The sequence below is a fragment of the Mesorhizobium sp. ES1-1 genome (genome assembly GCF_020164785.1).
In the GTDB taxonomy this organism is placed as follows: domain Bacteria; phylum Pseudomonadota; class Alphaproteobacteria; order Rhizobiales; family Rhizobiaceae; genus Mesorhizobium.
In genome coordinates this window covers 17,021-29,395 of record NZ_JAIUGX010000001.1, presented here as the reverse complement: position 1 = coordinate 29,395, position 12,375 = coordinate 17,021, and the positions used below count along the sequence as shown (strand labels likewise).

4 protein-coding genes are annotated in these 12,375 nt (G+C 64.5%); 3 read left to right on the top strand and 1 reads right to left on the bottom strand.

Annotated elements, in window-relative coordinates; genetic code table 11:
- Positions 1-52: 52 nt before the first annotated feature.
- From LB513_RS00100 to LB513_RS00090, 3 genes are all read left to right on the top strand, one after another.
- Positions 53-1,573 carry a phosphomannomutase/phosphoglucomutase gene (locus LB513_RS00100; protein ID WP_224661414.1) on the top strand — a complete coding sequence of 507 codons (1,521 nt, stop codon included), beginning with the start codon at positions 53-55 and terminating at the stop codon, positions 1,571-1,573.
- A gap of 11 nt (positions 1,574-1,584) precedes the next feature.
- On the top strand, positions 1,585-3,822 hold the full coding sequence (locus LB513_RS00095; RefSeq protein WP_224661413.1) for a mannose-1-phosphate guanylyltransferase/mannose-6-phosphate isomerase: 2,238 nt from the start codon (positions 1,585-1,587) through the stop codon (positions 3,820-3,822).
- A gap of 489 nt (positions 3,823-4,311) precedes the next feature.
- Entirely contained in the window at positions 4,312-11,100 is a 6,789-nt protein-coding gene (locus LB513_RS00090; RefSeq protein ID WP_224661412.1) for a hypothetical protein, read from the top strand.
- 193 nt (positions 11,101-11,293) lie between these two features.
- Here the strand turns inward: LB513_RS00090 and LB513_RS00085 are convergent, their stop codons facing one another.
- Entirely contained in the window at positions 11,294-12,373 is a 1,080-nt protein-coding gene (locus tag LB513_RS00085; RefSeq protein WP_263481892.1) for an ABC transporter ATP-binding protein, read from the bottom strand.
- Between the last annotated feature and the right edge of the window lie 2 nt (positions 12,374-12,375).

Here is a 12,375-nt window from a genome sequence, read left to right as displayed (position 1 = left end):
GTCGTCCGCGGCCACCCCCGGTGGTGCGCCATCGCTGCAGGAGTTCGTTATCATGAGCCTCAGGATCGTTGGACAAGCCCTACCCAATACATTTGAATTTGAAACCGAGGCTCTGATCAAGGCGTCCGGATTTCGCGAGTATGATGCGCGCTGGTGGTTCGGCCATGCCGGCTCCACGGTGCCGCCCGAACTCAATCTGATTGGCGTGCAGGCGCTCGGTATGGGGCTCGGCACTTTGATACGCCGCATGGGCGCCGGACCGGATATCGTCACGGGGCATGATTTCCGCTCCTATTCGCTGGCGATCAAGCTGGCGCTGGTCTCCGGCCTCATGGCTGCTGGGGCGAGAGTGAAGGACATCGGTCTGGCGCTGTCGCCAATGGCCTATTTCGCCCAGTTCGCCCTCGACACGCAGTCCGTTGCAATGGTTACCGCCTCACACAACGAGAATGGCTGGACCGGAGTCAAGATGGGGGCGCAACGGCCTTTGACATTCGGCCCCGAGGAGATGAGCGCGCTGAAAGCGATCGTCCTGGCCGGGGATTTCGATCTTGTCGGTGGCGGCTCCTATGACTTTGTCGCAGGCTTTCGCGAGGCCTATCTGGACGATCTTGTCGGCGAAAAACGCGTGGCGAGAAAGCTCAAAGTCGTGGCCGCCTGCGGCAATGGCACGGCCGGCACCTTTGCGCCCCAGGCCTTGCAACGTATCGGCTGCGAGGTGATCCCGCTCGATGTCGAACTCGACCACACCTTTCCCCGCTATAATCCCAATCCCGAGGACATGCGGATGCTGCACGCCATCCGCGACAAGGTGCTGGAGACCGGCGCCGATGTCGGGCTTGGTTTCGACGGAGATGGCGACCGCTGTGGCGTCGTCGACAACGAAGGCAACGAGATTTTTGCCGACAAGGTTGGCGTCATGCTGGCGCGCGACATTTCCATGCTCCATCCGGGCTCGACCTTCGTGGTCGACGTCAAATCGACGGGCCTGTTCAAGACCGACGCGGTGCTGCAGGCCAATGGCGCGGTCACCGACTATTGGAAGACCGGCCACTCCTATATCAAACGTCGCGTCGCCGAGCTTGGCGCCATCGCCGGCTTTGAAAAGTCGGGCCACTTTTTCTTCAATCCGCCGATCGGCCGCGGCTATGATGATGGCCTGGTGACCGCGATCGCCGTCTGCCAGATGCTGGACCGCAATCCGGCCAGCAGCATGGCCGATCTCTACTGTGCGCTGCCGCTCACCTTCGGCACGCCGACCATGTCGCCGCATTGCGACGATGCATTGAAATATGGCGTGGTCGAGCGCGTCGTATCCGACTTTCAGGCTATGAAACAAAATGGCGAGATCTTCGCCGGCCAGCAGATCGCGGACCTGATCACCGTCAACGGCATTCGCGTGGTTGCCGAGGACGGCACCTGGGGCCTGGTGCGGGCGTCGTCGAACAAGCCGGAGCTTGTCGTCGTCGTCGAGAGCCCGGTGTCATCGGAACGCCGGCGGCAAATGTTCGAGGCAGTCGATGCCGTGCTGCGCCGCAGCCCGGACGTCGGTGCCTACAACCAGACTTTTTGAGTGAGCAATCCATGACCGAACGGATCGTCAGTTTTGTCATGAGCGGCGGCATTGGGTCGCGGCTGTGGCCACTGTCGCGCGAGGACAATCCCAAGCAGTTCCACGACCTGTCCGGCGACGGCTCGATGCTGGCCAAGACCTTGCGCAGGCTGGTGGCGCGGCCGCAGGGCGAGACGCCTGTCTTCCTGATCGCCTCGGAGCGGCATGCCGATCGCGTCCACGCCGATCTTGCCGGGCTCGACCTTTCCGGCGGCGGTCCGCTGTTCGAGCCGACCGGCCGCAACACCGCAGCAGCGGTGGCCCTGGCGACGCTGCGCACTCTGTCCGAATATGGCGACAGCCTGGTGCTGGTGGTGCCTTCGGACCATGAAATCTCGACTAAGCGGCAGTTCTGGCAAAGCATCGAGGCGGGCTGCGATGCGGCACGCGCCGGAAGGCTCGTGGTGTTCGGCATCAAGCCGACTCTGCCCGAGACCGGCTATGGCTATATCGAGGTGGCGGCAGAAAGCGGCGGCACCTTCGATGTGTCGCGTTTCGTCGAAAAGCCTGATCTCAGCACCGCGCAGGGTTACCTCCAGGCCGGCAATTTCTACTGGAACACCGGTATCTTCCTGTTTCGGGCCGGCGCCATGCGCGATGCATTCCTGGCGTTCCAGCCCGACATATGGAACGCCACCGAAGCGGCCTACCAGGCCGCGACATCGGATCTGTCCGGCCTCTACATGCCGATCGAGCTCTATGCGGCGATCCCGTCCAATTCGATCGACTACGCCATCATGGAGCGCGCCAAGGACATCGCCATGGTCCCGGCCGGCTTTCGCTGGAACGATCTCGGCTCCTGGCAATCGCTGCTCGATGTCGGTCCTTCGGACACGCAAGGCAACGTCATCCTCGGTGATGTCGTCGCCATCGATTGCGAGAACTCCTATATCCGCAGCGACGGCCGCCTTCTGTCGGCGATCGGCATGAGGGACGTTGCCATCGTTTCCACCGCCGACGCCACCTTCGTCGCCCCGGTCAGCCATAGCCAGCACGTCAAGAAGATCGTCGAGCAGCTCGAAAAGTCGGGCCGGCTGGAGACCCGCTTCACGCCGGCGCATGATCGCGTCATCGAAAGCGGCGCCTGGCGCCGGCGCGTGCGTCACTGGCTGTTTCAGGAGACCCTGCCGCTATGGTCGACATCGGGCGTCGACGAGCGGCATGGCGGGTTCCACGAAGCGCTGGCCTTTGACGGCACCGCGCTGGCGAAGCCCAAGCGCATGCGCACGCAGGCGCGGCAGGTCTATGCCTTCGCCGTCGCCCGGGCGCGTGGCTGGGATGGTCCGGCCGACCGCCTGATCGGCCATGGCATCGAGTTCATGACCAGGAATGGCCGGACCGCCAAGGGCGGCTGGGTGCGCACGCTGAATGTCGATGGTTCGGTCGCCGATGCCACCGAGGATGCCTACGACCACTCCTGCGTGCTCCTGGCGCTGGCGCATGCGCACATGTGCGGCAATCCCGATGCGCTGCGGCTCGGCGAGGAAACCTTTGCCTTTCTCGACGCCCATCTCGAGGATCGCCGCATGACCGGCTTCCTCGAAACGTCGGACGGCGAGGGCGAGCGCCGGACCAATCCGCACATGCATCTCCTCGAAGCGTTCCTGGCCTGGCACCAGGCGACTGGCGAGCGGACCTATCTGCGCCGCGCGGCGCGCATCATCGACCTCTTCCGCAGCCATTTCTTCGACCCGGAAAGCTGGACGCTCGGCGAGTATTTCGATGACGAATGGAAACCGTCCGCCGGCGAGAAGGGCACCTGGACCGAGCCCGGCCACCACTTCGAATGGGCTTCGCTGCTCGTCGACTTCACGGCGCGCAGCGGCCAGAGCGAACTCAGCGGCTTTGCCAGGAAGCTCTATGCCTCGGCCATCGCCAACGGCTTCAACCGCGCCACCGGCCTTGCCTATGGCGCCATCTCGCGCCAGGGCCTGCCGCTCGACCTGATATCGCGCAGCTGGCCACAGGCCGAGGCCGTCAAGGCAGCAATCGCGCTCGACGGTTCGGGCGGCCCTGATCTCAAGCCGGAGATCGAGGAGCGGGTCGGCCGCCTGTTTCGCTGGCACATCGATCCGGCGCCGCTCGGCCTCTGGATCGACCGTATCGACCAGCGCGGTCGCTCTGTAGCCACGGACGTCCCGGCCAGCATCTTCTACCACCTGGTCTGCGCGCTGACCCAGTATCTGGACAACACGTTGGAAGAGAGATGACGGCTTTCAACGCTGCCCGGCCATCCACCCCGGAGCGGCGCCACAAGACCTGGGGCCTTGCTGCTATCGCAGCGCCCAAGAGTGGCCAGAGCAACGGTCCAGCCAATGTCGGCCCTAAAAATGGATGGCGGGAGATCATGCTTCGCCTCGGGCAGGTCCCGCTGCTACATGGCCGAGCAACCACGGGAGAAGAACCGACTGAGGCGTGGGTCGCGAAAACCGCCGCGAAATCCGCCCTTTGGCGGTCCTCCATAATGTTACAGATTATATCAAATTCGCCGTAGCCAACTGCCAGGCAAATCAGCTACGCAACGTAAAGAGTTCCGGCAGGTTTTGGAAGCCAGGGCGTAGCCTCGGTTGTTCGATCTGTGTCTGGAGCTCGTCGGGGTTGGGGGCTGCTGCGTGAAAACTAATTGTGCGGCCCCGATCGGGCTGAAGGCTTTGCGTCGGTCTGCACGGTCAAATGTATTTGGCTTGTTGACTGTCTCGATGCTGCTTTTGCCGGTGGGTAAGGCATTTGCATTGGCGGTCGGCGACCAGGTCTACAATCCCGGCACCGGGAATTTCGAAACCGTGGTTCAGATACCATCTCCGCCCAACGGCTGGGTGGTGACCGCGGTATCGTCCGGAAGCACGACGAGCTTCAACGCCGTGATCGTAACGCCGCCTGCCAAGGACAGCACATTCGTCTCCGGCGGGAAGACCTACAAGGTTCTCTCCTACACGACCACGACCGTGAACTCCGTTGACTATGTCACCGGCATCAAGGTGGAGAACCAGACTGACTCGGGTAAACCGCAATCCACGCTGAACGCCTATCAGCTTAACGTGCCGATCGAGGGCGGCGAACCAGGCGGCGCCGGCAGCGGCGGCAGCGTGACCCAAGGCGACACTGTACGCTTTGTCGACCGCCAGACGGGCTCGAACGGCGGCGGCGGCTCCAATGCCTATGGCATCAAGATCGACTTTGGCATCCTGGGCAGCCTGACTGTTGGCGTAAGTGGCTCCGACGGCGCGCCAGGCGGCAATGGACCGACCATCAACGACACGCTCGCGGTTACCGAGAGCTATAGTTCCAACCAGGACGGCAAGGCCGCTGTCGAGGTCGCCAGTATTGGCGGCAACGGGGGCGCCGGCGGTGATTCCTACGGTAACCAGAAGGCTCGTCAAGGTGGGGCCGCTGGCAAAGGCGGCGACATCACGCTGACTTCCGGCGCGACGATCACGACCAATGCCGTCGGCGCGGACGGCATCTTCGTCATGAGCAAGGGTGGTCAGGGCGGCGCAGGCGGCAAAGGCTTCATTTTTAGCGAGGGCGGGTCCGGCGGCCCGCCGACGAGTGGCGGTACGGTCATCGTCAACAACAGCGGCCAGATCACCACCAACAAGGACAAGTCCATCGGCATCTTCGCGCAGTCGATTGGCGGCGGCGGCGGCAGCGGTGGTGACAGTTTCGGCGTCGTCGGCCAGCCTGGCTCCGCGTCGGCCGGCGGCAATGGCGGCACCGTCACGGTGAACAACACCGGTGCCATCCAGACCAAGGGCGCGCGTTCCTACGGCATCTGGGCGCAGTCGCTCGGCGGCAGCGGCGGCGATGCAGGCGATTCCGGCGGCATCGTCGCGCTGGGCAATAAGCTTGGTTCCGGCGGCGGCACGGGCAACACGGTTACTGTCGACAACAACGCCGGCGGCAATATCACGACCTATGGTGTCGGCGCCTTCGGCATACTGGCGCAATCGATCGGAGGCGGCGGCGGGGATGCCGGCGGCTCCGGGGGCCTCGTTGCCATCGGCGGCGACGCCGGCTCGGGCGGAGACGGCAAGGCCGTCATCGTCACCAATGCCGCTGGCAATGTCATCCGGACGTTCGGCGGGTCGGACAGCAGCGTGACTGATCTCGGCCCGGCTGTGACCGATGTCGGCGCAGACGCCATCGTGGCGCAATCGATTGGCGGCGGCGGCGGCAATGGTTCCGGCAGCGGCGGCCTAGTGGCGATCGGCGGCGAGGGCAGCGCCGGCGGCGCCGGCGGAACGGTTTCCGTCACCAACAACGGCACGCTGATCACCATCGGGCCGAAAGCACGCGGCATCTATGCCCAGTCCATTGGCGGCGGCGGCGGCAATGGCGGCGACAGTGGCGGCCTGGTCGCGATCGGCGGCAAAGGTTCGTCCACCAGCAGTGGCGGCGCGGTCACGGTCACCAACACCGGCACCATTACGACGGCAGGCACGGCGATCCAGGCGGAATCGATCGGCGGCGGCGGCGGCGATGGCGGCTCCAGCGTCGGTCTCTTCACCATCGGCGGCTCGGGCGGCGGCGGCGGCGACGGACAAAAAGTCACCGTCAATTCGTCCGGTCATCTCACCACCGGCGGCAACGATGCGGTTGGCATCCTTGCCCAGTCGCTCGGCGGCGGCGGCGGCAATGGCGGCGGCTCCTACACAGTCGGCCCCCCAGTCGCCATCGCCATCGGTGGATCCGGTGAAGCTGGCGGCAATGGTGGCTCCGTGGAGGTCAACCACGTCGCGACGCCCGGCGATCTGAGCGGGCTCGTGGCATCCGAGATCGATACGACGGGCACCAAGGCCTACGGTGTTCTCGCGCAATCAGTCGGCGGCGGCGGCGGCCGCGGCGGCCTGGCGGTCGCCGTTGCGGGCGGCACCAGCACGGGGGTCGGCATCAGTTTCGCGCTTGGCGGCACTGGCGGCCCCGGTGGCAACGCCAAGGATGTGACCGTCAACTACAAAGGCGACATCACCACACATGGCAACCAGGCCAACGGCATCTTCGCGCAGAGCGTCGGTGGGGGTGGTGGTGATGGCGGCGGTTCGGTGTCGGTGGCTGCCGGCGGCGCCTTCAATTTCGGTCTTGCACTGGGCGGCAAAGGCGGCGTCGCAGGCGACGCGGACATCGTGACCGTCAACACGACCGGCGGCACGATCGAGACCTATGGACTTCAAGCCCACGGCATCTTTGCACAGAGCGTCGGCGGCGGTGGCGGCAATGGCGGCTTCGCAGGCGGCGGTACCCTGGGAGCGGTCGCATTGACGGTCACGCTCGGCGGCGATGCCGGTACCGGCGGAGTAGGCAAGGCGGTTGCCGTCAACAACAAGTCCACGATCATCACGCATGAAGCCGGCGCAATCGGCATCAATGCCCAAAGCCTCGGCGGCGGCGGCGGCAATGGCGGCTTCTCGATTGCCGGTGCGATCGCCGTCGGCGCCGTGTCGGCAGCGGTAGGGGGCCATGGCGGCGGCGGCAGCAATGGCGGCACCGTCACTGTAGACAATCAGGGCGATATCATCACCTCAGGTGCCAAGGCTTACGGCATCTTTGCGCAGAGCGTCGGCGGCGGCGGCGGAAATGGCGGCTCGGCGGTCGCCTTCACGGCGACCGCATCGCCCGATCCGACCGCCATCCCGACCGTGGCGGTTTCGATCGCCGTCGGCGGCGGTGGCGGCAATGGCAGCATTGCCGACACAGTGCATGTCATCAATGGTGGCGACATCACCACGCGAGGCACCGAAGCCCACGGCATCTGGGCTCAAAGCGTCGGCGGCGGCGGCGGTATAGGCGGCTACGCTGCCAGCGGCTCCATGGCGATTGGGCCCGGCGGAACAATCACTGTCGCAGTCGGCGGCACGGGCGGGACTGGCGAGACCGCCGGCGCGGTTATCGTCGATGCGGGCAAAGACGAACTCGGCGCGACCGTGGCGGATTCGCTCATCACCACCTTCGGCATGGGAGCCAACGGCATCCGTGCCCAGTCCATCGGCGGCGGCGGCGGCGATGGCGGCTTTGCTGTCGGCGTCAATATCGGGATCAACAACAGCGAGTCGCTCAACGTGAACCTCGGCGTCACTGTTGGCGGCAGCGGCGGGGTCGCCGGAAACGGCTCCACGGCGACGGTGAACAACTGGGCGGGTATCCGCACCTTTGGCGACAACGCGGCCGGCATCTTCGCGCAGAGCGCGGGCGGCGGCGGCGGCGATGGCGGCAACGCCATAACCGGAGTTGCCGGCTGGGCGAACGCAACCAGCCAGAGCGCGCAGACAGTCAACCTGTCCGTGGCCGTCGGCGGCAAGGGCGGGGCGGCAGGCGATGGCCAGGACGTGACCGTCAACAATCACGGCAGGATCGAAACAGGCCTTGATACGCAGACGGTCGACGCTGAGGGCGATCCGATCATCACCGGCAACAGTGCCTACGGTATCTTTGCCCAGTCGATCGGCGGCGGCGGCGGCATCGGCGGCCGGGCCAATTCGATTAACGTCCTGATCGGCAAGGGCGATGCTCCTCCCGGGGCACAGGTCAACATGGCCATGTCGATCGCCGTCGGCGGCGACGGCGGCGGCGCTGGCAATGGCGGCCACGTCGCAGTGACCAACGACGGCGATATCATCACCCATGCCTCGATGTCGGACGGCATCTATGCGCAGTCGGTGGGCGGCGGCGGCGGTGCGGGCGGCAACGGATTGCTTGGGACAGGGGAACTGATCCCGGTACCTGCGGCGCTGATCGCCAACGTGCTGTTCGGCAAGACCAAGATCTACAGCAATCTCGGCGCTGCGGTCGGCGGCCAGGGCGGCAGTACGGGCACAGGCGGCCTCGTCGAGGTCACCAATACCGGCGATATCACCACCAAGGGCAGCAACTCCAACGGGGTATTCGCCCAGTCGGTCGGCGGCGGCGGCGGCGTTGGCGGCAAGGCCAATATCGGCGCCACCGGAACGCTCGGCATCGGCGGCAAGGGAACCAGCGGCGGCGACGGCGGCGTCGTCCATGTCATCAACAATGGCGACGGCACCATCGAGACATTCGGCGCGGCTTCCAACGGCATCTTCGCCCAGTCGATCGGCGGCGGCGGCGGTGTCGCCGGCAATGTCGACCGGGTCCTCGAAAGCGCGATGGGACCGGTTCCGGCGCTCAATCTGGGCATCGGCCTGGCCTTCGGCCAAGGCGGCGGCAATGGCGGGTCGGGCAAGGATGTGACCGTCGAAGGCAATGGTGCGATCATCACCCATGGCTCTTCTTCAGCCGGCATCTTCGCCCAGTCGGTTGGCGGCGGCGGCGGCATCCTTGGCACCTTGGGCAACGAACTGATCCCGGGTATTCACTATGTGACCAATTGGGCGGTCGGCAGCAATGGCGACGCCGGCGATTCAGGCCTGGTTCACGTCAAATACGCCGGCAAGATCGACACTTATGGCGACGGCTCAATCGGCATCTTCGCGCAAAGCAATGGCGGCAAAAAAGATGCCACGCAGGGCTTCCTCGGCACAGCCGGCGACGTCACGGTCGACCTCACCGGCTCGGTTGTGACCCACGCCGCTGGCACCAGCGCTATCGTCGCGCAGAGCAAGGCGGTCGACGGCAACGGCGATATCGCCATCAATCTGAACAGCACGACCGGTATGGTCAAGGGCGGGGCTACGGATGCCGACCATATCGGCGTCGGTGTCTGGATCGTCGATGGCAACGACAACACGATCAGCAATAAGGGCACCATCACGACAGCAAGCGGCACTGCCGGCGGCTGGGCGATCCTTTCCGGTGCTGCCGACGAGACGGTCACGAACTATGGCATAGTGACCGGTTCGGTCGATCTCGGCGCCGGCTACAATGGGTTCACCAACATAGCGGGGGCAACATTCAACGCCGGCATGGACGCCAAATTCGGCGCTGGCAATCTCTTCTCCGACGGCGGGTATTTCTCTCCGGGCGGTGACGGCAAGGCGATGACCACAAATCTGGTCGGCAACTGGGACCAGTCCGCGACCGGCACCTACAAGCTGGACGTCGATCTCAATGCGCAGTCGGATCTGATCAATGTCGACGGCACGGCCGTGCTCGCCGGCGCCGTCGGCATCAACATTCTGAACCCTGCGGCCGCCAAACCCGGTAGCCAGGACTTCCTGATCCTCCATGCCGACGACGGGATCACTGACAACGGTTTCAAGCTCAGCGCGATTCCAAGTGCGGTCGCGCAGTATGAATTGAATTATCCGAACCCCGAGGACGTCTTCCTCAACGTCGATATCAACTACGCGCCCGTGGGCCTGACCGGAAACCAGGCCGCTGTCGGTAACGCGGTGAACCGGATCCAGACGGACCTCTCCTCACCAGGTTTCGCCAGGATCTCCGAAGCGCTGTTCTACGTTCCAACCCTGGAGCAATTGGGATCGATCTACTCTTCAATGTCCGGGGAGGGTGTCTCGGGTTTCGAGCAACCACAGTTCGACGCCTACGGAACCTTCCTGAGTGCGATGACACGCCAGTCCGATTTTTGGCGGACCGGGCTGGGCACCGGCCCATTAGACCAGATTGCACCGCAGGCTTATGACGAGCCAAAGGGCAAGGGCGACCAGTTCGACGCCTTGGAAAAGGTACCGGACGAGCGGCGCTGGAGCTATTGGGCGGCTGCCGGAGGCAGTACGGGCGAACTTGCAGGACATGCCGATCTGGGCAGTGCCGAGAATGAGTACAAGGGCGGCAGTCTGAGCGCTGGTTTCGACTCGATTGGCGATCCCGACATGCTGGTAGGCTTCGCGCTGGGTGGTGCAGCCATGTCCTTTGCGGTGCCTGATCGGGCGACCGGCGGCAACATCATCGGCGGACAGGTCGGCGCGCACCTGACCCGCAAATGGGACCAGTTCTACCTAAACGGCGCTCTCGCCGTTGGGCTCTACAACAACAGCATCGATCGTTACGTCGGCGTGCCTGGCTCCAATGCTCCACTCGACCCGGTCGCCGGCCTCCCGACCGAACACTGGAAAAGCAACTTCCTGAGCGCTGGCCTCGGCACCAGCGTAGAGGCCGGCTGGCGACAGGAAATGGGAGATGGCGCCGTCACGCCGTTCGCCGGCGTGCAATTCTCAATGTTGTCGGCGGAGGATTTCGCTGAGACTTCGGATGGTGCAGGCGCGCTTGGCCTGAACTTCGACAGTCGCGCCGTACTCTCGCTGCCGGTCTCTCTAGGGCTTCAACTCGATACCAAGGTGGATGTCGGCGACGGACAGTCGCTCCAGGCGTGGGCAAGGGCAGCCTGGGTGCATGAGTTCGAGGCGGAGCGCTCCGTCAGGCCGGAGTTCCAGTCTGCGCCCGGCTATCCCTTCCTAATCCAAGGCGCGGCGGCTGCCGAGGACGCGGTGGCGGTGGACGCCGGCGTGAAGATGAATTTAGGCAGCAACACATCGATGTTCACCAACTTCGAAGGCAAGTTCGGCGAAGACGTCCAAAGTTATGGCGGAAATGTCGGCGTGAAGGTGAACTGGTAGTCGGACGGCTGCGGGGCTTCTTGGAAGAAGCGCTGGGTTCACCTTCTCGACGGTGAACCCAGGTCACCTTCGATTCATGCGAGAGCGCCTGTTTAGGTGCGGTGCGCGACCACCAGCGAGCAGGTGCTGAATTAGTCAGGGACGGCCAGGCGATGGATATTGCACACAAGCCGTTGCCTTCGGCCGACCTTCGTCAAAGTCGCATGCCGTCGGCACTGAACAAGAACGCTCGTTGCAGGCCGAAGACCTGCGTCTTGCCGACCTCGAAATTGTGAGCGTCCCTGCTTTCGACCGTGATCATCGAGCCGTCAGCCAGGACCGCATGGGCATAGGCAACGCCACCCAGGCGCTCGACCAGCGAGATTGTGCCTGAGAGCGTACCGGCCGCGCCATCGGCGGGCACGAAGTGCTCCGGTCGGATACCCAGGCTGACGGGCGTGCCTGGTTTGGGCGGCGTGCCGCGCGTGGAGACCGCCATGCCGGCGAGTCCGGCCTCGGGCGCGGCGACAAGGGCACGGCCGTCCTCGACGGCCGTAACGGTCGCATCAACGAAATTCACGCGTGGCGAGCCGATAAAGCCGGCGACGAAACTGTTGTCGGGGTTCTCGTAAAGATCGAGGGGCTCGCCGACCTGCTCGATGCGGCCGGCGCGCAACACGACAATGCGGCTGGCGAGCGTCATCGCCTCGACCTGGTCATGCGTGACATAGACCATCGTCGTGCCGAGTTGCTGGTGCAGCCGGGCAATCTCGATGCGCATTTGCATGCGCAATTCGGCGTCGAGATTGGACAATGGTTCGTCAAACAGGAACACGCCCGGCTGGCGCACTATCGCGCGGCCGATGGCGACCCGTTGGCGCTGGCCGCCGGACAGTTCGCGCGGCTTGCGATGCAGGTAGGCCTCGAGATGCAGTATCTTGGCGGCTTCCGCCACCTTGCGATCAATCTCTTCCTTGGGGCGCTTGGCCATCTCCAACGGGAAACCCATATTTGTCGCCACCGTCATGTGCGGGTAGAGCGCGTAGGTCTGAAATACCATCGCGATGCCACGCTTGGCGGGATCTTCGTCGGTCACATCGCGCCCGCCGATCAGGATGCGCCCCTCGGACGTTTTTTCCAGCCCGGCGATCATGCGCAGAAGCGTCGACTTTCCGCAGCCCGATGGACCGACAAAAACGACGAACTCGCCATCGGCGACGTCGAGATCGACGCCCCCGATAACTTCGGTTTCGCCGAAACGCTTCTTGACCTTCTGCAGCGACAGACCCGCCATGA

Coding starts and splice junctions, on each gene's coding strand:
- LB513_RS00095 (WP_224661413.1), top strand. CDS start 1,585: ATGACCGAACGGATCGTCAGTTTTGTCATGAGCGGCGGCATTGGGTCG.
- LB513_RS00085 (WP_263481892.1), bottom strand. CDS start 12,373: ATGGCGGGTCTGTCGCTGCAGAAGGTCAAGAAGCGTTTCGGCGAAACC.
- LB513_RS00100 (WP_224661414.1), top strand. CDS start 53: ATGAGCCTCAGGATCGTTGGACAAGCCCTACCCAATACATTTGAATTT.
- LB513_RS00090 (WP_224661412.1), top strand. CDS start 4,312: ATGCTGCTTTTGCCGGTGGGTAAGGCATTTGCATTGGCGGTCGGCGAC.